The organism is Streptomyces sp. NBC_00525, from assembly GCF_036346595.1.
In the GTDB taxonomy this organism is placed as follows: domain Bacteria; phylum Actinomycetota; class Actinomycetes; order Streptomycetales; family Streptomycetaceae; genus Streptomyces.
Map to the genome: position 1 here is coordinate 6,756,891 of NZ_CP107834.1, position 22,382 is coordinate 6,779,272.

At 68.3% G+C, this 22,382-nt stretch carries 13 protein-coding genes and 2 pseudogenes; 7 read left to right on the top strand and 8 right to left on the bottom strand.

The annotated features are described in order from the left end of the window. Nucleotides 1–446 precede the first annotated feature (446 nt). Together OG710_RS29595 and OG710_RS29600 are read left to right on the top strand one after the other, a co-directional pair. Complete coding sequence (locus tag OG710_RS29595; RefSeq protein WP_330237500.1) at nucleotides 447–3,803, top strand: hypothetical protein; 3,357 nt, start codon at nucleotides 447–449, stop codon at nucleotides 3,801–3,803. Nucleotides 3,804–4,168: 365 nt separating this feature from the next. Beyond that, nucleotides 4,169–4,603, top strand: coding sequence for a hypothetical protein (locus tag OG710_RS29600; protein ID WP_330237499.1), 435 nt, complete (start codon nucleotides 4,169–4,171; stop codon nucleotides 4,601–4,603). A gap of 4 nt (nucleotides 4,604–4,607) precedes the next feature. Here the strand turns inward: OG710_RS29600 and OG710_RS29605 are convergent. After that, nucleotides 4,608–4,931 (bottom strand): annotated as a pseudogene (locus OG710_RS29605) (transposase); the annotation flags it as partial. Nucleotides 4,932–5,485: 554 nt separating this feature from the next. Between OG710_RS29605 and OG710_RS29610 the strand changes: the two are divergent. The 4 genes from OG710_RS29610 to OG710_RS29625 all read left to right on the top strand — a co-directional run bounded on the left by OG710_RS29610 (nucleotide 5,486) and on the right by OG710_RS29625 (nucleotide 9,790). Further along, the gene (locus tag OG710_RS29610; protein WP_330237498.1) at nucleotides 5,486–6,103 is read left to right on the top strand and encodes a helix-turn-helix domain-containing protein; all 618 of its coding nucleotides are present in this window, start codon (nucleotides 5,486–5,488) and stop codon (nucleotides 6,101–6,103) included. After that, nucleotides 6,103–8,256, top strand: coding sequence for a hypothetical protein (locus OG710_RS29615; protein WP_330237497.1), 2,154 nt, complete (start codon nucleotides 6,103–6,105; stop codon nucleotides 8,254–8,256). Before OG710_RS29610 ends, OG710_RS29615 begins: the two co-directional genes overlap by 1 nt. Then, a complete protein-coding gene (locus OG710_RS29620) occupies nucleotides 8,256–8,972 on the top strand; it encodes a helix-turn-helix domain containing protein (protein ID WP_330237496.1) in 717 nt (238 codons plus the stop codon). The genes OG710_RS29615 and OG710_RS29620 overlap by 1 nt, the downstream gene beginning before the upstream one ends. A gap of 329 nt (nucleotides 8,973–9,301) precedes the next feature. Further along, nucleotides 9,302–9,790, top strand: coding sequence for an SAM-dependent methyltransferase (locus OG710_RS29625; protein ID WP_330237495.1), 489 nt, complete (start codon nucleotides 9,302–9,304; stop codon nucleotides 9,788–9,790). Nucleotides 9,791–9,881: 91 nt separating this feature from the next. Here the strand turns inward: OG710_RS29625 and OG710_RS29630 are convergent. Then, nucleotides 9,882–10,714 (bottom strand): annotated as a pseudogene (locus OG710_RS29630) (helix-turn-helix domain-containing protein). A gap of 712 nt (nucleotides 10,715–11,426) precedes the next feature. On the opposite strand from OG710_RS29630, the gene OG710_RS29635 reads away from it, so the two are divergent. Continuing rightward, nucleotides 11,427–12,243 (top strand): IS5 family transposase gene (locus tag OG710_RS29635; protein WP_330242112.1). Its coding sequence is split into 2 segments (ribosomal slippage): nucleotides 11,427–11,974 and nucleotides 11,973–12,243, totalling 819 coding nucleotides; the frame shifts between segments, so codons are not numbered across the junction. Nucleotides 12,244–12,273: 30 nt separating this feature from the next. On the opposite strand, the gene OG710_RS29640 is transcribed toward OG710_RS29635, so the two are convergent. The 6 genes from OG710_RS29640 to OG710_RS29665 are packed head-to-tail and all read right to left on the bottom strand — an operon-like array spanning nucleotide 12,274 to nucleotide 22,357. Next, the gene (locus OG710_RS29640) at nucleotides 12,274–13,575 is read right to left on the bottom strand and encodes a TIGR02679 family protein (protein WP_330237494.1); all 1,302 of its coding nucleotides are present in this window, start codon (nucleotides 13,573–13,575) and stop codon (nucleotides 12,274–12,276) included. Beyond that, nucleotides 13,575–17,768: a TIGR02680 family protein gene (locus OG710_RS29645; protein WP_330237493.1), complete on the bottom strand. Its 4,194-nt coding sequence runs from the start codon at nucleotides 17,766–17,768 to the stop codon at nucleotides 13,575–13,577. Before OG710_RS29645 ends, OG710_RS29640 begins: the two co-directional genes overlap by 1 nt. Beyond that, the gene (locus OG710_RS29650) at nucleotides 17,765–19,054 is read right to left on the bottom strand and encodes a TIGR02678 family protein (protein WP_330237492.1); all 1,290 of its coding nucleotides are present in this window, start codon (nucleotides 19,052–19,054) and stop codon (nucleotides 17,765–17,767) included. The genes OG710_RS29645 and OG710_RS29650 overlap by 4 nt, the downstream gene beginning before the upstream one ends. Beyond that, complete coding sequence (locus OG710_RS29655) at nucleotides 19,051–20,658, bottom strand: TIGR02677 family protein (RefSeq protein WP_330237491.1); 1,608 nt, start codon at nucleotides 20,656–20,658, stop codon at nucleotides 19,051–19,053. Before OG710_RS29655 ends, OG710_RS29650 begins: the two co-directional genes overlap by 4 nt. A 50-nt stretch (nucleotides 20,659–20,708) precedes the next feature. Next, nucleotides 20,709–21,188 (bottom strand): hypothetical protein, encoded by a 480-nt coding sequence (locus OG710_RS29660; protein WP_330237490.1) that lies wholly within the window; start codon nucleotides 21,186–21,188, stop codon nucleotides 20,709–20,711. Next, nucleotides 21,185–22,357 (bottom strand): helix-turn-helix domain-containing protein, encoded by a 1,173-nt coding sequence (locus tag OG710_RS29665; RefSeq protein ID WP_330237489.1) that lies wholly within the window; start codon nucleotides 22,355–22,357, stop codon nucleotides 21,185–21,187. The genes OG710_RS29660 and OG710_RS29665 overlap by 4 nt, the downstream gene beginning before the upstream one ends. Nucleotides 22,358–22,382: the final 25 nt, after the last annotated feature.

Here is a 22,382-nt window from a genome sequence, read left to right on the forward strand (position 1 = left end):
GGAACCGCGGTCAGAACCTCGGAAAGGACGCTTTCCTTGCCTTCCCCCAGGTCGGGCGGAGCCCGTGGTCAGCTCGCTGACTGGGACAAGACGGCGACCCGGCAGGTCCGCTGATCCATAGCTGGTTTCGTCTTCCCGTACGCAGGTGGGCGAGGTCTGTGCCAGGGGCCGCTGTCAGGAATGTGCGGACGTTCCCGCGTGTGTACGGGTCCCACGGCTGTACCTCTGCGTTCGTGCCGACTGCCAGCAGGGGTACTGCACTTGCGGGCTATGCGGCTCGGAGTCTGCTTGACGACAGCCACATGGAGCCAGGAGCCCGACCGGTCGCTGTCGAGGGACAGACAGGCGGGCGGCCGCTGTGGTGCCGGGTCCTGGTGACGGAAGTGAATCCGCTGGCAAGGCTAGGGTCTTGCTGATGGGGCGGGAGGAGGGAAGGAGTGACTGTCATGGGGGTGTCGTTGTACTCGGTGGGCGGCGGAGGGACGGTGCTGGAGCACCGGTACGCGGCCGTCCTGCTTTCCGCGCTGCTGACCGGCAGCGCACTGGACGAACTTGGCGACGCCTTGATCGAACCGGAGCAGATCCGTCTGCAGGCACGGTTCCTCACCCGCGTCGACGACATCATGATCACCGGACACCGCCGAGGCGGGACGGACGAGTTCACCGCCTGCATCGGAGTGCGGCGCAACCCCAGCTTCGTTCCCTCCGACGACCCGACCGTCACACTCGTCGGCACCTACCTCACAGAGATCACGGAGCACTGGGGAGAGATCGAGTCCGGGCACCGCAGGCTCGTCCTGGCGGTCGCCGAACGCAGCCCTCACGCCATTCAGGTGGCGTCCCTCACCTCACTCGCCCGGGGACAGAGCCCGGAAGGTTTCCGGCGGATCGCCGCCCAGTCCGGCCCCACGAGCACTGACGTGCGTGGCCGCCTGGCCATGTTCGACCAGGTCGTCGCCGAAGCCGCAGCCCGAAACCGTCTGGACACCAGTGCTGTCGATGTGGCCGAGCTGTCCTGGCGGCTGCTGTCGAACCTGAGGGTCAAGCATCTGCGCCTGGAGGACGGCGATGGGCAGGACCGCAGTCACGCGATCGACCGGCTGCGCCCGGTCGCGTTCGAGGACACCCTGGAAGGGGCGGAGGCGGTTTTCTCGGACATCGAGCACAAGGTAGGCGACTGGGTTCCCAACGGCGCGTGGATCAGCGAGAACACGCTGCGCCGTGAGCTCGCCCCCCGGCTGAAGCAGCGGTTCTCTGTCATCGCAGCGCCGCACCGGCAGCGGCGGCCCGTGGAGTCGGACGCGGTGATGCGGGGTCCCCTCGCCCACCTGGGCCTCGACCGGGACTTCGAGCAGGCCCGGCTGATGGAGACGACCCAGCCTGCCGAGGCTGCCGCCCGGTATGCAGCACTGGCGCAGGCGCTGGACGATGCCGGCTGGCCGTCCTTCTCCCTGTCCGTGTGCCAGAGGCAGGCGGAAGTTCTGCACGAGGCGGGTGACCACGACGCCGGCACGCTGATCCACGTGTCCGTCATGGCCGCCGCTCTCGAAACAGGTGAACCGTGGCTGGCGAACTCCGTCATCCAGCGGCTGTCCGACCAGCAGATCGATGCTGCCGACCACCTGATCCGCTCAGCGAACGCACTGGGAGGCCTGGCGGCCTTCGAGCACTACCACCAGGTCTCCCTGACGGACGTCACCACCCACATCGACGCCCTGCAGCCTCACAGCCCTCACGCTGTTCAGGCGGCAGCATGGTTCGCCGAGCACGCCGTCGCCCAAGGGCGGCCGGACCTGGTCCATGACCGGAAGGACGCCCTGCGAATCCTTGCCGACGGCGCCGCCGAGACCGAAGTGGTGGCCCAGGTACGCCTCTATGCCTGTCTGGCGGACACCGACCGCACGGGGACGACCTGGAAGAACTTCATCCGGTCATCGTCCTACCCTCCGCCGGTCGCCGCGCTCCTGCGCGCCCGCCACGCCCGGTTCCTGGCCGAGACCGGAGACGGCCCGGGGGCACTCGAACGGTACGGAGAAGCGATCGAGCGAGCCGTTCACTACGGCAACCATCACGATGCCGCGGCGTGGATCGACGCACAGAGCCAGGTCCGCATCCGCTACCACCTCCAGACCAAAGAGCTCGGCCAGGCGTTTCCGACAACCACCGTCCTGCGCGCAGCCGGCCAGGGCAGCATCATGGGCGCCACGGCAGCAGTCCGCGAGCGGACCCTTGGACGGCTTGCGAACCGGGTGCACCCCGCCGACCGCCGCCAGGCACTGACCCAGTACCTGCGCCACAGCGTCGCTTCGGCAAGCTGGTCGGCCGAACGCGAAGCCCATGAACTGCTCGGACGTATGCATCTGGAGCACAAGCTGTTCAGCCAGGCCGCCGGCCATTTCACCAAGGCGGGCACCAGCAAGCTCATCCAAGAGCTGAGCGAGCACCTCCCCGATGCGCCGCTCGATCTGCCCGTGCCCCACCACTGGACGGACCTGCCCCGGTGGAAACACCAGAGCATGTTCCTCACCGCCCGGACCCTGGCCGACCTGATGCCGGATCCGCAGGTCCGGGCCTGGGCGGATCTGGCCATGCAAGAGCTCTCCGGGCTCGCAACAGCCCGGCCCGACATGCCGTACGTGCACCACGAAGCTGCCGGACTGCTCGCAGCGGCCGCCCCCGCCCTCACCACCGACCAAGCCCGCCGGTTCCTCGACTTCACCGAGCAGTGGCACGCGACACGAACCACAGCCCACCCCAACGTCGGCGGCCCCTACGCCCGGACTCTCCTCGCTATCGCCCAGCACCATTCCGGCCCGGAACGTGTCGAAGCGGTCGACAGGGCGTGTCAGGCGATGCTCACCGACTACTCGATGTCGCAGATCGTCCTCACAGCGGGAGACATCCTCCGACTGCTGCCCAGCGTCGTCGCTGAACGCTGCACGGCCGGCGCCGGCCGCGGGGGAGTGGTCGCAGCCCTCGCGCTCGTCCTGGCCGGCGCACCCGCCGACGCGGCCCGCCCCCTCGCACAGTCACTGCTCGACGCCACACTCCTGAGACCAGGCGCCGCCCCGTTGCCCGCAGAAGCAACCCTGCCCCGCACCGCCCTGCTGGCAGCCCGCCTGCTGACCCCCTCGGACTGCGATGCTCTCGCCGAAACTCTGAACCGGCAGATCCGAGACCGCACGAACACCGCCGACCTTCGCCAAGACGCCCTGCACGCACTCAGGTCCCTGGCCACAAGACTCACCCCGCAGCGCCGCTCACAGTTCCTGGAAACCGCCATGGACGCCCTCAGAGGACTCCTGGACAACCCCGGCACCGACGACCACGAAACCATCCACCCCTACGAACGATTCCGCTTCGAAAGCGGACCGGCCACCCTGCGGTACGCAGGTCTCAGCGCGGCATGCCGCCTCGCCCGCACACCAGCCCAGCACGACCCCATTAAGACCGCAGCCCTGCCTCTGCTGGCCCAGCACCGCAAGAACCTCGACCGCCACATCGCACGAGACCTCGACGCCCTGCCTCGCGAAAGCCTGATCCCGCTGATCCCGAGCCTGTCAGGACACCCGTCCTCATGGGTCCGCGCCCTGGCCGCCCGCCTGTGGTGCCACGCCACCGACCGACCGGATCTGACCGACCTCGGCCACCAGCTCGCCCACGACCCCGCCCCCCGCGTCCGCTGCACCCTGGCACGCTTCCTCCCCGACTCACCCGCGTACTCCGCCATCCAGGCCACCCTCCGGCAGGACTGCCGCCGCACGGTACGCCAGGAAGCCGTAGCACCACCCCACAGGCGATGAACGCTGTCAGGTGCATCGCTGCCATGACCAACGGCAAACCGTCCCTCGGCATAGACCATGCGGCACCTGCCCAACAGCCCTGCCTGACCACACGAGACGGTACGGCCAGGCACATTGGAAGCCCCGAGTGCCCGCAACGGAAAACCGTCGGCACCCCGGCCGACATCGCAGGAGCACAGACGGCCGATCCTGGTGAGGGACAGTGCAGGGCACGTCGACCGGGCTGCACTGACCACGCTGATCCATATGTGGTGGACTGACGCCGTAATCGAGGCGTGGCCCCCACAGATCCGGACCATCGTCCCACGGCCCGCTAGGACTTGTCCGGCCGATCATGGTTGTGGGCTGCCGGGCATGATGCCCGGGTGAGCATCATCGTGGAGTTCTTCGTCGCGCCGGACGACACGTCAGCGAGCCTGACCCTCAATGCTGGGCCGGGACGGGCGTTTGAGTCGCTCTCCTTCGGCAACTTCGATCCCGAAGAGGCCGTGATCGAGTGGGAATGCCTTCTGGTTGGCGGCAGCTTCGAGGAACTCGTCGAGTCCGGTGAGCCTCGCATCGTCGCCGGCCAGGACAACGACGGATGCGTCGTCTTCGCGATCTCGCCTCGCCTGACCACTGCGCTCGCGGACGCAGGGCACTCCAGATTGAGCGATGTCGCCGCCTCGTGGACTCAGCTGCGGGCGGAGGACGGCGAGGTCATCGACGCGGAGATCGCGGACGCGATCATGGGTGATCTGGCTGCTCTCGTCAGCAAGGCCCGGCGCCAGAACCAGGGCGTCTACTGCTGGGTCGCGTAGAAGTTCATGTTCGGAGCCAGATGGCGATGGCCGCGGCGGTTGTAGTGCCGAGGAAGACGTAGCCGCGCTTGTCGTAGCGAGTGGCGACCGCCCAGGACTGTTTCAGGTGGTTGATCGCCCGCTCGACGGTGCTGCGCTTCTTGTAGCGGTCCTCATCGAAGCCGGGCGGCCGGCCACCGCGTGCGCCTTTACGTATGCGGGCGGCCTGGCTGTCGGTCTTCTCCGGGATGGTGTGGCGGATTCCTGGCCGTCGCAGGTACTCGCGGATGCGGCCGCTGCTGTAAGCCCTGTCGGCCGCAACGCTGTCCGGCTTCTTGCACGGCCTGCCCCGTTACGGGTTTCGGCCGGACTCGAACGGATGGCCGGATCGGGCCCGGTGATTGCGGCTGCTCGTCCGTCTCCATTTCGTTTCGGTCCTGCATGGGCTGCACTGCTGTACGGGGCGGCCGCTGGGGTCTGGACACCGTGCCTCCCTCCGGTCGTATGGGAGGAGACTGACGGGAACCTCGCAGGGCCACGGCCGGGACGCGGCATCGAGCGTATGCGCGGGGCGCTGAGAGGAGGGCTGGCACAGGCACCCCTCGAGAAGGACGGAGCGGCCTGCACCCGGTCCAGCGTCCACCCCCGGCGGCAGGCCCGAGCAGCCGCAAGACGCGTTCTCCTCCCCGGCTGGAGCCGAGGGACACGCACGCAAGGCCAGAGGTGGCGGCTTGGCGGCGGTGCGATGTGCCATCCGGTAGCGCCGACCTGACCAGTCATGGAAGAGCCGCCAAGGCGTCGCCAAATCAGATCCGGACCTGTGTCTTTGACGTGCTTGAGCGCACTCGATAACGTTTATGTCGAATCAGATATCTGATGCGACTTGATGTAGGGGGCGGTGTGATGCTGCTGACGACGGGGCAGGCCGCCGCCGAACTCGGCATGGCCATCACCACCTTCCGCCGCCTGGTGCACGCTCACCTGATCCCGGGGCTGACCAACAGGGGAGTGCGGGTAATAGTCCCCCTGGAAGCCGTCCAGGCCCTGAGCACACGCCACGCGGCTCCGCTGCACGCCCTTGAAGCACCGGAGATCGCCGTGCTGCGCGTGGAAGCGGACCGGCGCGCACGCGAGGGGAATGCCGGGAACACCGAGCGGACCGGGTTCTCCGCCACCTTGCAGGCCGGGAAGATCCAGGAGGCCATGCGCGGCTGGTGGCGCTGCGACGCTGCCAGCGTCGCAGCCGGGCAAGTGCTGCCCGTGACCGTCTCCGGCTACGTGGTTGCCGTTCTGACCGGTCTGGGCCGATGGGAGAGCAACGGGCAGGGCCGGCACGCCTTCCCCGACGCAGTCCTGGCCGGGTATGTCACCGATCTCGTCCAGCCGGTCGTCCACCTCACCGCACCGTCGGCCGCAGACCGCAGAACCGCCGAACTTCTTCTCGGCTCCCGCCTGCCCTCCCATTCCGGCGGCCCGATCGCCTACGTATCAACCCGCAACATTGACTGCGAGGCACCGTGATGGACGCCAAGACCTACAACGCCGCCCTTGCCGACCTGCGCAAGGACCGCGACGCGATCAAGCAGGCGAAAGCGGCTCTGGCCAGGCTCGAGGCAGCCCGGGACAAGAAGATCCGGATGCTGGCCGCCCACGACAAGGCCAACCCGGAGCGCATCGCTCCCGCAGCCGGCCTCAGCCTCGCCGACATCGTCCAGATCGCCCCGTCCCTCGCCCCCGACAAGCTTCTCGCCGAGACACAGGAATCTACGCCCGCCCCCACCTCCACCAGCGCATCCATCGTCGGCCAGAGCACCATGCCGGCCGACGGCCGGACAGCCCCTGCCGCAGCAGAACAGCCTGGTCCGCCCGAGACGCACGCGGCCTCCTTCCGTCAGGCCGCGCCCACTCCTCATCCTGCTCCCGCCCTTTTTGAACCCGCCGCCGCAGCGGAACCGGTCACCGCCGCAGCCCTTTCGCGAGAGCTGCCCTCGATCCCCGACGGACCCGAGGGCGACCGCTGGTTCGCCCACACCCCCCACCTCGTCTCCACTCACCCGAACTTCACCCAGCAGGCCCGCTCGACCGTCTTCCTCGACACCGCCACAGGCGTTCTGGTCCACCGTGACCAGACCCTGCGCCTGAACCTGCCCGACACCACGGCCGCGACCATCCTCCAGGCCGTCTTCCACGCCGTCCCGGAGGGAACCGAGCGGATCTTCATCACCGCCGGCGACCCCTGGCACCACCAGGCCGGCCGGCACCCCTTCCTCAAGGACGCCGTCGCCGCCTGGCTCAACGCCCCCATCCCCGGCTGGCGCACCGACACCGGCCGCGGCAAGGACAAGATGGCCGGCCACTTCGTCCACCCCCGCAACCCCGTCGCCCGCTACCAGAGCGACAACGGCCGCCACCACGTCGAGATCCGCTCGGTGGGGGAGTGGTTCGACCCCGAAGGCGCCGGCCCCGCCACCGTCCGCGACGCCTTCGTCCTCCTCTGGAAAACTCTGCGCACGCACTGGAACGACGCCGTTCTCATGGGCTCCCCGTCGCAGACCGGACGCGACCTGTGGACCCGCACCATCCCCACCCGCGGCCAGTACGCCGACGGCTACCCCGTCCTGTCCGAGGAACTCCGCAGCCTCCTGCACGCCACGGCCGGCCAGGGCCGCACCGAACTCATCACCCCGCCCGCGGTGCCCGAGCAACTGCCCGCCCTGGTGGAGTACGACCGCACGTTTGCCTACGCCAAGCACACCTGGAAATCTCCCGTCGGCACCCCGCGCCGCATCACCGCAGCCACCTTCGCCTCCTGGAGCGAAAAAGAACAGCTCAAGGCCCTCTACGGCTGCGGCCACTGGCACGTACGCGTCACTGTCCCCGACACCTGGAACCACGTCGGCCTCCTGCCCGCACCCGCCCCCGGCGACCGCGCCTGGCACTACCCCGCCCAGCCCGGCACCACCTTCACCACCTGGGCCGGCGGCCCGGAAATCTACACCGCCCTGGCCAACCCCCTCACCCCCTGGCGTATCGAAATCCTCGACGCCCTGCTCTTCGACGACGGCAAACCCCTCGACGACTGGTCCAAGAAACTCAGGGAAGCCTGGTCCTCCCTCGCCGCCCAGGCCGACCTCCACGGCGACCCGAACCAGCGCCAAGCCGCCCACCTCGCCTCACGCGCCGTCCGCAGCCTCCTCCTGTACGGCATCGGCTCCTTCGCCCAGCGCCCCCGCATGGTCACCGGCACCACCCCCCGCACCGCGGAGCGCGACGTCCCCCCCGACGCCGAGATCATCGGCTTCACCGATGAGCAGATCACCTGGCAGCGCCCCACCGGCTTCTCCCGCGACCCCAACGCCCACCCCGAATGGGCCGCCGCGATCTGGTCGGGAGCCCGGGCCGCCCTGCTCTCCCAACGCCACCGCGACGACAACACCCACGCGGGCGCCCTCCACACCCCGCCCGGCAGCGTCGTCGCCTTCCGCACCGACGCCGTCTACCTCTCCACCCCCCAGGCCTGGCCCTACCACGGCCAGCCCGGCGACTACCTTCGCAAGGGCCACCTCGCAGGCCCCCTGCCCGCACCCACCACCGAGGACAAACTCCTCGCCCTGCGCGACGCAGGCCGCACCGCCCTTCAGCCTGCCGCGGCCGCCGCGCCCGGGGAGGCCTGATGCCCCCCAGCCGCCGCCCCGCCTCCGAGCCGCAACTGAACGAGGCAGCCCAACTCGCCGACCAGCTCCAGGCCGCCGGCTTCACCAAGCGCGACATCGCCCGCATCATCGGCCGGGACCCCTCCCTGGTCTCCCAGTTCTACACACGCCACAAAGGCGCCGCCTTCGTCCCCGCCCTCACCCACGTCCTAACCGCCGTCCAGACAGCGGGAATCACCGACACCGCCGAACTGGCCGCCCTCGCCGCCCCGCACATCACCCGCCGCACCACCGCCTCCGGAACCCGCGCCCGGGTCCGGACCAAAGCGGTCCTCATCACGCCCGCCGGAACCGGTACCGGCCGCGCCGGAGCCCAGGCCATCGCCTCCGGTTCCACCCGCCTGCGCACCCTGATCGCCGAAGCCGCCCGGCACAGGCTCCGCATCGCCTTCACCGTCCGCCTGGCCAAGACCGCCTTCGTCCATCCCTCCGGCAGCCGCACCGACTCGCCCGGCATCCGCCGCGACATCGTCCAACGGGCAGACCACACCGAGGAACGCTCTTACGGCTCCTCCACCACCGGCGGCTTCGACGCGGCCGACTTCGCCCGCCGCACCGACCAGGCCGCAGGCGATGTCACCGCCGCCATCCACCAATGGCTCGTCGAAACCGGACGTATCCACTCCGACACGAACATCCTCCACCTTGAGCTCCGCACCTGGCGACCCCGCCCGTAGGGCGCAGCAAGCCTGCTCCCGGCAGAACGACCCGCGCCTCCTATGCACCGCGGTGCCCAGATCCCCGGCGACCCGCCGGTCCGCCAATATGGGAACCAGCGGGTATTTCTCCCCCTTGGTCCATTTTTATGGAGCCCGGAAAGCATGCCCCTCGGTTCACTCGATCGGGTTACTTCTCCGAGGGCCCGATGAACGCCCCACCTCTCCCGTCCTGGACGTGGCTGAACAACCTTTTGAGCAAATGCGAACAGGAATACGCCAGGAGCTGTGCAGGAAGGTTCACTTCGCGCCGCACGGACACGCTCAGGCGTCAACAGGCGGGATGCGGCTTGCCCACCCGGGACAACGTCCACCAGATCGCCCGCCGTGGGAGCACGGACGCCTGCCTCGTCTACATTGACAACGACCCCGTCGTCCTGGCCCACGCGCGCATGATGCTCGACGAGGACCGCACACTGATCCTCAACGCCGATCTACTGGACTTCACCACGATCCTGGCCCGCAGCGAGCAGGCCGGGATGCTGGACAGCAGCAGCGCACCTGTGGCGGTGCTGTCCACTTCCGTTCTGCACTGCATCCCCGACACGCGCAACCCCTGGCGGCACGTGGCAGAACTGATCAACCAGCTCCCCTCGGGCAGCATCCTGGTTCTGAGCCACCTGGCCGACGAGGACCGCGTATTAAACGAGGAAGCACCTGACCTCATGCGAGAGCTCACCGGACAGCAGTGGGCAAAGATCCGTTCCTTCGCCGAAGTAGCACGGTTCTTCGACGGCCTTGAGCCCATCGGCGGTCCGATCGGTGACGTTGCACGCTGAAGACCGGCGACCAACCTCAGTCTGCGGCCTGCCGACCGCACATGGACTGTCTACGGCAGCCTCGCCCGCAAAAGATGAACCAGACCCGCCCTCAGTCGGAGAGCTTGCGGATGTAGCTCTCCAACAGCTCCAGCGTCTGGTCGCGGTCCGCAGCCCTGTGCCACAAAGACGTCAGGACCAGGCGATACCTGTCCACGTCCTCTGGGTTCGTGAGGTAGCTGCCGCCATTACGGACCTCCAGGTAGACCATGTCCACCTCCCGGTGCGCCGGAAACGACAGATAAGTAATGGACGGTGCGGGAGCCGTCGCTTCATCGCAGGCCGGGCCAGAACAGCCTCGTCCACCAGCGCGTAATAGTCCGGCGCGCCCGCGTCGGAGAGCACCTCTCGTCTGGTCTGCCGCATGCGCACCGCACGATCACGCTTGACCAGCTGCCGCTCGGCATCCTCAGCAGAGGTGCCCGGCAGAGCGTGCTTCATCAGCGCCCCGGCGTACTCCGGCCTCTGCAAGAGGCCCGGGACGTACTGCACCTCATAGGTGCGAATCTCCTGCGCAGACGCCTCCGCACTGATCAGCCGCTTCAGCCAGTCCGGGATCGCGTCCCGGAACTCCTCCCACCACTGAGTGTCCTGCGAGCGGCTGGCCAGACGCTCCAAAGATTCCAACTCCGCGGCGTCAGTGACGCCGTAGAACCGCGCGAGGGAAAGCAGTCGATCCGGCTTCAGAGGCGACTCGCCGTTCTCCAGACGGCTGAGCATCGGAGCGGAGCCGGCCAGGCCTGCCTCCACCACATCCACCAGGCGCAGTCCCCGCTCCTTGCGCAGCCGGCGCAGGTGAGCTCCCAGCACCCTTCCCGCGCCGGCCAGGTGACTACCTGAGTCCTCTCCGCCTTCGACAGCCCACAGGACTTGACCGCCTGACACCCGCAACTCCCTGGCCCCCCGTCGTCGTTACCGTGAGGATCTCAGACTGAGACCCTGCCAGGGCGGTCGTAAGCCTGTAGCGGCCAAATTCAGACGATCAGGGGGGCGAACTCGTCACGCTTCACCCCGACGAGCATCGCACTGATTTCCGAACGGGTGAACACCGGTGCGGGCCGTCGGGGAACCGGGAGTTCCGCACCGCGATCTCGTCATTCGGCAGACGCAGGGGCGGGCCCGGGCAGGACCAGGAACCCGGCCGCGCGAGTGAGCTTGACCGGATCGTCTTCGATGGTGAACCCTGGCGCACCCCTGGCACTCCAGGAGGGGGCTGATCACGTGCCTTCAGCGGTCGTTCTCGCGATGAGCGGCCCACCCGCCGTCCGCCTCGCGGAGCATCTCGGCACCGTCGGGACAGCTCACCGGGCTGCCCGACAAGAATGATGACGGTGATGCCGATGAAACTGAACAGGACTGGAGCATCACGCTCGCAGGAGACCGTGGCGCTCTCCTGGGCGGCGGTCGCCGGCACCGCGGCCGTCGCGAGTAGATGTCCGGCTGGCCGCCGGCGATGAGAATCCTCGGCGCGCCCCCTGCGACACTGCGCGTGAAGGACGGCCGGCACGGTCCTTCACAACGGCTGGCCCGCGTACGAGGGGGTCGTGGTGGCCTTTTAGACCGTGTCCTATGTGGTGAGGTGGTCGTTGGGCAGGTCATGGGGCGGGGTACGTGGAGTTGGATTGTTCCGGACGGGCTGTGGGAGATCGCCGAGCCGTTGGTCCCACCATCGAGGACGCGTCCGCAGGGCGGGGGAACGCAGGACGCGCCTGATGAGACGCTGTTCGCCGCGATCATTTACGTGCTGGTCAGTGGTTGTGCCGGGCGTGCTCTGCCGCCATGCTTCGGCATATCGAAGTCGACGGCTCACCGCAGGTTCCTGATCTGGTCCCGGGCCGGAGTCTGGGGTCGGCTGCACGAGGAGATCCTGCACCGCCTCGACGACTCCGGCCTGCTCGATCTCTCCCGCGCGGTCCTCGACTCCGCCCACGTGAGGGCGAAAAAAAGGGGCGAACTCACAGGGCCGAGTCCCGTGGACCGGGGCAAGACGGGTTCCAAGATGCACGTCCTGTCGGACGCGAACGGCCTGCCCCTCATCGTCGGCGTCTCAGCCGCCAATACCCACGACAGCCAAGGCATCAGGTCCATGGTCGCGGGTCTCCAAACGAAACACGACCCCCACCGCGGCCGGTACTTCAAACCAGCGCCTCCACGCCGACAAGGCATACGACATACCTGAACTGCGGAAATGGCTCCGCGGCAAACGCATCGGCGTCCGCATCGCCCGCAAGGGAATCGAATCATCCGAGCGGCTCGGGCGACGCCGTTGGGTCATCGAACGGACCATGTCCTGGCTGACCGGCTACCACCGACTCAACCACCGATACGAACGCCACCCCCGCAACTACCTGGCCTTCCTCGGCCTCGCCACCGCCATCTGCTGCTACAAACGACTCCTCCGCCTCACCACATAGGACACGGTCCTATGTGGATGTGGCGCACGCCTACTCCCGCCGGAGATCGGCCAGCAGCAGCGGGAGTTGGGATTCTTCGTGGATCGCGATGCCTTGCCTCTGCATGACTTGCTGGAGGTCGGCATCCCAAACGGCCCTGGTGGGGGCCCCCGTCAGGGCTGTCACGTTCTCCGGCGACAACGCGCCGCAGGCTTGCAGGTAGTCGTCGCTGCTCATCCGCCATGGGCGCGCACCAGCCTCGATCAACCGGTTCGTGATGGACACGCCTGCCCAGTCGAAGTCGCCGTGATAGGCGATGTCGGCTCCGCCAGCGCTAAGCCGCTGAAGAAGGGCGATTCCGGCAACCGAGGGATTCCCGCTGACACACACCAGCGGGTACGGCACGTTGTAGCGCGCCGCGGCCTGAAGAACCTGCGGGTTCTCGCACGCGTAGACCCTCGCCCCGGCGGCCGTCAGCGGCAGATCGGGCACGGACCGCAACTCCTGCAAGGCGAGATGCGTGACCAAGGACAGCGCACTGCGGGACCGCATCATCACAGACCACGGATGGGTGCCTGGCGGCTCCAGCTTCCAGACCAGGACCGTGCCGGAGACACTGTCGACGCTGACGCCCGCCCGTTCCCACAACAACCGTCGGCTCGCGCTTGACCGGGCGTGCGGCTCGGAAATCGCCGACGCGACCGCGCGCAGGACCAGCGCACCGGTGAGCCGGCCCTCATCGAGACCGTGGGCGTCACCGGTGGCGAGTGCGGCGAGTTCAGCCAGCTCCCAGGATCTTCCACTGAAGAAGTCTCCCGAGGCCGGATCGAGGTTCGGCCGTAAGACAGACAATGCCCTGACGCAACCCGCCATGGCGCGTGCAGCGGCCTCAGCGCCGACCCGCGTCAGAACTCCCGCGTTGCGAATGCCCTGCAGCCAAAGAGCAATCCACGGCTCGTCCGCCAGCCCCTCCTTGCTGAGCTGCTCATCGGCCTTCTGCCACATCGCGGTCCACTGCGCGCTGTGCGCCGCACTGGCCGCCGCACGGTCGCGAAGTGGATGACCAGTGAGGTCAGCAACAGCGCTGACAAGTCCGCATGCGGCCGATGACGACCGCAAGGCGGTCTCAAGGGCCGCCAGGCTCACCCGGCGCATCCCCGGTTCCACAGGTCGCCCCAGGATGCCTTGCAGCCTCTCTGCGCCTTCCGAGTCGAGTAACACCTGGACGGTACCTGTGGGAGAGAGCCGGTTGCCTTCGAGCCGCTTCCGTGCGGCTGCCCACAGCATCTCCAGGCTCGGATGACTCAGATAGGCGCGGGTGGCATCCGGCAGCAGGAACTGCGGAGAGGGCATCACGCAGCCCGCAAGTGCCGGGTGCGGCCGTCCCAGTGCACGTGCGTAGTGATCGCAGCCGTGCCTTCTGCACGTCGTACCTCGTAGGCGTCGATTGCCGGTACTTCAGGGTAGAACCCCCACAGCGCGTGGCCGGTCATGACGAAGTCCAGGTCCAGGCGGACCAGGAGGGCCATCAACTCGCCGACGGTGGCGTGGTCGACTTTCGCGAAGGCGTCGTCGAGGAGAATGAGCCGAAGAGCCCGCCCAGCATCGGGCAGACTGCTCAGGAAGGCATCAGCGGCAGCGAACAGGGTCACATAAGACACGAACCGGGTCTCGCCCTGGGAGAGCTTGGCGCGGCGGCTGATCTTACGCTCCTGGCCTGGATTGGGGCCGGTGATGATGATGTCCATGGCGTGCCAGACGCGATAGTCCAAGGCCGTGCGCAGATGGGCGGCGTACCCGGCTTCGGGCGACGCGGCATTTGCGTCGTCCACCAGGTTCTTGAGCAGGTCGATGAGTTCCTCGGACTCTCGGTCTTTGAGCATGACGACGTCGCGCTTGAGGAGATCGAGTACACGCTGGACTCTCTCATTCGCGCCGTCGGCCAGACGCCAGCGGATGTTCACCCCGATGCCATGGCTGGTGGAGATGGTGCCCAAGGAAGTGTCCATGCCTGAAACCAGCTTGCGGGCCTCCCCGATGCGACTTCTCAGCTCCTGGGCCATGCCGCCGAGAACGAAGTTGTGGAAGGCGGTGCGCTCCCGCTGCGTGAGTGCATTGCGGCCTCGGTCACGGCGCTCTTTGAGCGAGACGGCTGCCTGGGCGACGTGTTGGCGGCCCGTGGCGTCGGCCACCTCTACGACATGAAACCCCTCGTCGACCGTGACGATGACGTCGAAGGCGCCGGCGGTGTTGCGTTCCAGCACGGACTGGGCCCTGATCAGGGCAGTGGCGTCTGCGGTGCTCTGGGGGGCACGCAAGCAAGCCTTCACCGCCTGTACGGCGGAGGAAATGTCGCCGGGCGATGCCGTGACCGACAGCAATGCGCCGTGCGCCTTTGGATCGGATGTGAGAGCGACGGCCGTGGCCGGCTGTGACACACGCCCATGCAGGATCTGTGTGCACCGGAGGAGCTCTTGCCGAGCCCGGAGGGAGTCCTCGTCGGCTTGCCGGGTGCGGGCTTCAGCGGCAGCCTTGCTGCCGTTGAGCCCATGGACGGCCTGCTGAATCCGGCGCAGGTCCTGCTCCGCCTTCACAAGAGCTCGCTCAGCTTCCGAGAGACGGTCATGGATCTCTTGAGGGTCAGCTCCCAGCGAGTCTCGTAGCGCCGCCACCGCTGCCGCCTCCCTGGACCAGGCCCGACAGGCTGACTCGGCCCGCTCCTCTGCTTCCTTGCGGCTCGCAGCCATCTCGGCCCCCTCGCCCACCAGATGGCGGTGGCGCTCGAAGAGCCGGCCCAGTGCTTCACTCGAGCGCTCCAGCTCCGTGCAGGCGTGCTCGGCAAAGCCCGCAGCGGACTGCACGGCCTCCAGCCCCACCGGGGCATCCGGCAGTCCCAGCGCAGCACAGACCTCGCGATGGCTGTGCTGACGGGCCGACCATTCCCGCTCAGCCTCCTCGGCCTTGACCCGCATCTGCTCCGCCTCGCGCAGCAGGGCGGATGCATCCTGCCTGGCGGACGAGGCTCGCAGCCGCAGCGTCGCCAGCCGGGCGGATTGCGGCGCGAGCAGAAGATACTCCTCCAGGCGCCTCAGAGAAGAGTCCAGCCGTTCCCGTTTCTCGCTACGCAGCTGAGCTGCTTGCTCGAGCTGGGCAAGGTGTTGCCCGATTTCAGCCAGGCGTGCCGCCCTCGCGGCAGCCCGCGCCGCAGCTCCGATGAAACGGGCACAGGGAAGCTGATGGCGACCCGTCAGAGGCCCGTTTCCCCACGATCCGTCGGGCGACACCCAGGTCGAGTGCCCCGGAGATAGGGCGATCCGATGCAGGACAGCCTCGATCTGCTGACGCGGTACTCCGCAGTCATCTGCCACCGTCACCACACGCCGCAAAGACTCCAAGACCGTGGGCCCTTGGGCCCTGATGAGCAGCTGACCGTCCAGGGCCACCACGTCGCCATCCGCAGTGAACGACGCGTGCAGCAGGCCCGACGCCAGCAAGGCAGCTTCCACACCGGCCTGGGTCTGCGCATCGGTTCCGGGCACGAACTCCAGGACACGCCACAGCGGCACGGCACCGTCCACGACCTGGTTCAGCCAGGGCGGCCCCGGGGGAGCGGGGTCGTGTTCCTGCTGAAGTGCCTTTGCTTCCCCGAGCAGGCCCCTACGCAGGTCCGCGTCTGCCTCTGCCTCGGTCTGCAGGGCCGACAACTGCCGGGCGTGCCGTGTACGAGCGGGGAAGGCGGCCTGCGAAGCAGTGGCGTCGAGACGGGCCAGCTGCTCCTCGGCCCCTCGGCCGTCGTCGGGCCCGCCCGCCCATGCCTCGAGTGTCTTCAGTGCTTCGCCGACCGGTGTTGCGGCCCAGCCGACGTCGCCCAGCAGGTGCGCCGTTTCAGGGGCGCCGGCCCATTCACGCCAGGCGAGAGCCAGAGCAACCGCTTCGTCATCCCGTTCGCCTGCAGCTGTCAGCGCCCGTTCCTCTGACTGGGCAGCGGATGCGGCGCAGTCCTCCGCCCGGTCGCGCTGACGCATGACCTGCTCGTGCTCAGAGCGCAGGCGGCGGGCGTCACGGCCGCGGACCTCAGCCTGTTGGGCGCGCGTCGAGGCAGCCGCCCTGGCAGCACCCGCGGCCCGGCCCGTCTCTTCCAGAGCGGCCTGCGCCTCGACAGCGGGGGGTTCGACGCACAGCACCATGGGACGGGTGTGCGGCTCGGGGTCGGACTCCGGCGCGGTGCGCACCGGCTCGGTCACTGCCGGCGGCTTGCCGAGCCGGACGGCAAGCCGCGAGGGGACCGGCGTGTCCAGGCCGGCTTGTTTGAGCAGGGCGGTGGCACGATGCGCGAGTTCTTGGGTTTCCTGGGCGTGGCTCTGCAGGTCCCCGGCCACCTGATTGCTTGTGCGTGCGGCTCGGTCTTCTTCACGGCGCACGAATGCGGCGGCTTCAAGGGCGCTGTTGGCGGCTGAGGCGAGGGCCTGGACGGTCTTGTCGCGCTCGCCGAGCTCGCGTGCTGCCTTGTACTGCGTGGATTCACGGATCCCGGTGGTGGTGGCTCGCAGCTCCTCACACAGGCCCTGGAGCTCCTCTTCCTGCGCCTGCTTCGCCGCGTGCTCGCCGGTCAGCCGTTCGTGCTCTGCTGCGCGCTCTGCGGCCGTGTGGTCCGCCTGTTGCGAGGTCGACGCAGCTGTGAGGGCGTCGTCGGCTGCCTCGCACAACACGCCGGTCGTGTAACGGGCGTAGACCTTCAGGAAGTCGGCGACATGGTTGTAGGAAGTCTCGAGCCGGCCGAGTGCGGCGCGCATCTCCTCCAAGCCGTCGAGTTCCTCACCCGCGCGTGCGATGGCGGACTCGGACAGGGGCGGAAGCGCGTCGGAGAGGATCTGAGGCAGGCGCCCTTCGTCGATGCGGTTGCCTACGTCGGGAGAGCGCAGTGTGTGCAGAAGCTGCAAAAGCCCGTCGAATCGTTCCCGGCCTTGGTCGCCGTGCAGGCCGAACACAGCGGCTCGGACGCGGTCGCGATGGGTTTCGGGTGAGGCGGTGAGGCGGTCGGCCCCGATAGCCTCGATAAGGCCTTCCCGGGAAAGCGGAATGCGGCCAGGGTCCATCAGGGTGAGGTCGTCGTCGACTCGCAACGGCGTGAGGAAGTACCACGCTTTGGCCTCCTTTGTGCTGTGGGAGTAGCGCACCAGCGCACCCACGGTGAGGTACTCGACGGCGATCTCTGCCGCGGTGGTCCTGGTGAGCTCCAGCCATACGTATCCCAGGCGGTTGGGCTGTCCCTCACCGCCTGCGCGCATGAGGTCTTCCAGGCGGACTTTTCCTGAGCCGGTGGCGTCCATGCGCCGTCTGTCGGCGTCCAGCACGAAGGGCAGCAGCATCTCAAGTGCCCTGGACTTGCCCGACCCGTTCGAGCCGCGCAGGACGAGCCGGCCCCCTGAGAGGTCGAAACGCTGGTCGTAGTAGAACCAGACGTTGACGATCCCGGCGCGGTTCATCCGCCAGCGGTCGTGCTCCGGTTCGGGCGTACGCTGCCGGGGGAGTGGAACGGTGGTCATGGACTCTCCCCGGAAGTAGCCGCGTCGAACAGGATGTCTGTGTGCAGTGCGGTATCAGCGAACGCAGAGGTCTGCTGCGGAGACGGAGGGCGGACAGCCGACTTGCTGCGCAGGGACATACGGGGTTCAGGCCGGTAACGCGCCACGGCCGGGTGAAGCACCAGCCCGTCGGGCCGCGCCTGGCCCAAGGAGACCGACTCCAGGAGAGCGACGACGTCACCTCTGAGCCGTGCCGGGTCAGCGACGTAGGCGGCCGACCATGCCTTGGCGTACCTGCTGACAAGGTGGGCGAGCTCTTCGTCCACCACATGCCATGGCGTGAGCAGGCCATGGACGGCAGGGGTGTTGCCGGTCGCCTTGTTGCCGGAGGCGGGGCGTCCCAGGTCGGTCAGAGCATCGGCGAGGAGCAGGGCTGCCTGACGCACCGTTCCCGTGCCGGGAAACTCCACGTCGCTCAGGGTTCCCTCGACGTCGTAGGCCACAGCGCCCTCAGCCCGGACCTCGAGTGTCAGGCCGAAATGCTCTTCGAGCAGGCGTGTCAGTTCTGAGCGCTCACGCGACAGGACATCCCGCTCGTCGGCGGGCAGGTCCTCACGTCGGACCAGCGGGTTCTCCACCAGCTTGCGGCGCAGGCTGCGGCGCGGCTCGGCGAGCTCGCTGGGTGCCTGGGCGATCACATCCCGCAGAGAGTTCACGCCGCGCAGGGGACGGGGGAGGACGTGAGCGAGCAGAGGGCGGTGAATGGTCAGCAGAGCTTCCTCCTTCCTTTCGCTCCAGGCCACGAGCGAGCCGTCTGTCTCGGTCAGCACGCCCCAGTCGATGAGGAGGCCGATGGCCTGTACCAGGCGCCGGTTCTCAGCAGGTGTGTCCTGCAGGTCGACACGGGCGGTGGCCGCATCGGCGCGGATCTGCTCGATCAGCGAGGAGATCAAGAGCTGCTCTTCCGTACCAGGCGCAAGCAGAGCGGCGCAGGCGAGGGTGAACAGGGCGTACGTCTGTGGCGTGAAGACCGGGCTGTCGCCCCGCCGGACGTGGCGCTGCGGACTGTCACTGCTCGGCGGTGCTTTGACGAGCCGGGCGAAGGAATGCTCGACGATGAGGGGGTAGCCCAGGATCTGCGCGAACATGGACCGCAGAGCGGTGGAGTGACGCCGTACGAGTGCCAGCTCGGCGGGCTGCCGGTGCGCTGTCAGGATTGGCTGCGCGAGCAGGGTCCGGGCTGCGAGTTGTCGTTCTGCGGCCTCATGCTGTGCGGTGGTACCTCGGGATGCCAAGGGAGCGCTCACTGGCTGCTCCCGTCCGGGGAGGCAGCGGCGTCATGGCGCCGGGGCACGCCGGACAGCGTGCCGTCGGCGGCCGGTTTCTCGGCGGGAAGAGGCGGGCCGGCGGGCTTGGCTGCCGAAGCATGCAGGACGAGCCCGGTGAAGGTGGTGTCGCCGTCGTGGGCCAGGACGCGGGTTGCCTCGGCGGCCGAGGGAGCGGCGTGCACGGTGACGTCGAGGTCTGCCCCGGTGATGCTGACGGGTTCTGACAGAGAGGGATGCTGGACCAGCGCCTGGGAGACGAGGTCGAGCAGGAGGTCGCGGGCTGCGGGCGTCAGAGTCCTGCCGTTCAGTTGCCCCGCGGCGGCCAGCTCGGCCGCCGCAGCCTGCCGCTCGGCCTGCTCGGCCTCGAACTGGGCGGTCAGGCGTTCGCGGTCCAGTCCTGGATCAGGGATGCGTGCCGTGCGTCCCCGGGCCGCACGGTCGCCCCGTTCTCTGAGAGAGACGGGGACATCGACAGGATCGGTGTCCCACCAGGAGTGGGCCGGTGTTGCCCGAGGGTCCGCCTCGTCCGGGCCCAGCCCCATATGCCGTGCCGGGTAGGTGCCGTAGGCGGCCGCGAATCCCCGGTGTGCTTCCTCAGCGCTTGCCTGGGTGAACAGAGCGGCCAGGTGCAGAAGATCCGCCCGGCGCGTGCCGGTGGTTCCGGCCGACGCCAGCAGGCGCCGGGCGTTGGTGATCAGCTGGTTGAGAGCCGCTTCTGCGGCAGAGCGCAGATGCGAGGGTCCGGAGGGGCCCTCCGACCCGCTGTACCAGGCGAGCAGTTCGGTCCAGTCCGTGCGCTGGCGGCCTGGCAGGCGCTGAACCTGGGCAGGGTCTGCGGAGGTGAGGCCGGGCAGGTTGTCCAGGACGGCAAGGATGCTGCCGACGATCGGTTCGAGCTGCTCGAGCCGGTCCAGGACGGCGGGAGCGTGCCGGCTGACGTCTGTGTCGATCAGATCGACGTACTCCAGAAGGAGTCCCTTGAACGACGCGTACTCGTCGTCGACGAGGTCGTAGCGGGAGAGGACGGACGACAGGTAGGTGTAGAAGTCGCGAACGCTCTCGACGAAGATTTTCTGGTTGTTGAAGAGAGTGGTGACGTCAGCGGCCAGGGCCTCGGCATCAGCGGTGTGCGGCGTGCGCGCCTGGCGGAGGATGCGGTCCAGCAGCGTCACCATGCTGCCCAGCAGTTCGCGGGCGACCTCCCGCGCGCCGTCGCTCGTCTGCAGGATTTCGTCGATCTGGCGCTGGACCGCGCTGCCCAGCCTGGTGGTCTGGAACCGCCGTCTGGCGTGCTGGAACGCCGCCACGGTGGGCACGCGGGGGTCACGCATGGACGGCATCAGGTTCTTCCAGCCGACCAGCTTGATGCAGCGGTCCTCCGCTTGTTCCAGGGACAGGCGGATACCGCGTTCGGCCAGCCGGGTTCTGACGTCCTCGGCGGACAGGTCGGCCAGCAGTGTCTCGGTGAACAGCCGCATGATGGCCAGGTACTCGGTCGAGTGCTCGGCCGTGACGTGACGGTAGAGCAGCTGACGTTCGTCCGGCTCAGGATCCGGCGCGTGAGCGTCGAGACCTTCCTCCATTGCGACGTCTCCCCTTCGCCGTGACCGGGGCGCGGTAGGCGCCCTGCCGGTCAGCCTAGGAACATGGCACGTGTGACCTGCCGGGATGACTGATAGTCGCCGAAAGCTGACTGCTTCCGACCGTGTCCGTGTCTGGCCTCATCTGAGGTGCTGGGCGGCACGTCGAGAGACCGGCCCTGGCTTCGAATCTGCTGCAGAAGGGCGAACGCCTGCAGCGGTGAGATGTCGCCCCTGTTGCATCCGTGCGCCATGACGTCCTTGGTCCGCCACGTGGTGATGTCCTGACGCTCGGCGAAGTCGCAGGCGGCCCGGTCGTCGCTGAGCCAGATCGATTCCTTGAAGTCCTGCCAGCCTTCCAGGAGCACATCGGCGAGCCGCGGGTGGGCAGCAAGGGCGGAGGAGCGGGCCTCGTACGCGACGGCCTCGGTCCGTCTTCCGCGCCCGTCCAGGACGGTTCTGAGCAGGTCGAGGCGGTCGATGGAGGCGAAATTGCACAGCACGGTGTTGTCGGGAAAGCACCATCGGGTCAAGGATGGAAGGCCAGTTCTGGTGAGCTTGTCGCGACGGGCGGAGGGACGGGGGCTTCCTCGGGGCCGGCTTGGGGGTGGAAGAGATCCAGGAGTCGTTCGGGGCGCAGGCCTGTCACCGCGGCCACGGGCCGGATGCTGATGTCGCCCTTGGCGTAAGCGGCGATGGCCAGTTTCGCCAGACTCGCCGAGTACCAGCCGTCGCCGGCCTGCTGGGCGTGCTGCATGTGGCCTTCGGCATCGCCGCAGTGATCTGCAGCGATGCGCGTGGTGGCGCCGGACCACTGGCGGCGCTGTTCGTCGGTAATGATGCCCAGGGTTCTCAGCCGGGTCGCCATGGCGCTGGGGGAGACCTGGAAGTTCCAGGCCAGGGACAGGAACGCCGAGCGGTCGGTGACGGCCGCGTCGCCTGAACGGGCCATGAGCTCCTTGCTCGGCATGAGCAGCTCGGCGGCGAACGCGTTGGCCCGGATCTCGGCTTGACCCCGGTCGAGGCTGGGAGCGATGTGCTCGGCGAGGGGCTTGTCGGCGGCGTCGCCGGCGAGGATATGGCCGAGCTCGTGGGCGAGTGTGAAGCGCTGACGCGTCCACCCATCTGTGCGGCCGACGAGGATGAGCCGGAATGTTCCGCTGTCCCACGCCAGACCGTCGAGCCCGTCGGGCAGCGTGGTGGCGGCCGCGACCAGTCCGAATCTCTGCTCCCACAGTTCGGCGAGTGCCCGCACGGGCATGCCGCACGGGCTTGTGCCGATCACTGCCTGTGCTGCTTCGGCGAGGCGGGTGCCCTGCTCCAGGAGACTGCCGCTCTGCGGGGGCTTGGGCAGCGAGGGCCGGGAGACGGTGTAGCCGGCGGTTGCGAGTGCGTCGATCATCTCGGCGTGGCGGAGGGCTTCCTCCCTGCCGTCTTCGCACGACGCGCTGGTGGAGGGCTTGGTCCGCGCCGCCATGGAGGACAGTCCTTCGTGCGGCACGGTTCCGTTGAGCAGCCAGTCGACAGTGGTGTGCCCCAGCTCGGCGATCAGCGCGAGTTCCAGGGACGTGAAGCGGCGGGTGCCGTTGAGTGATTTGGACAGTTTGTCGGCGGACATGCCGAGGCGTCGCGCGAACTCACCCTGATTCTCGCCGGCGCTTTCGAGTACTCGGCGCACTCGCGCATTCAACGATTCAGTCACTACACCACCGTAATCAGGAGTTGCG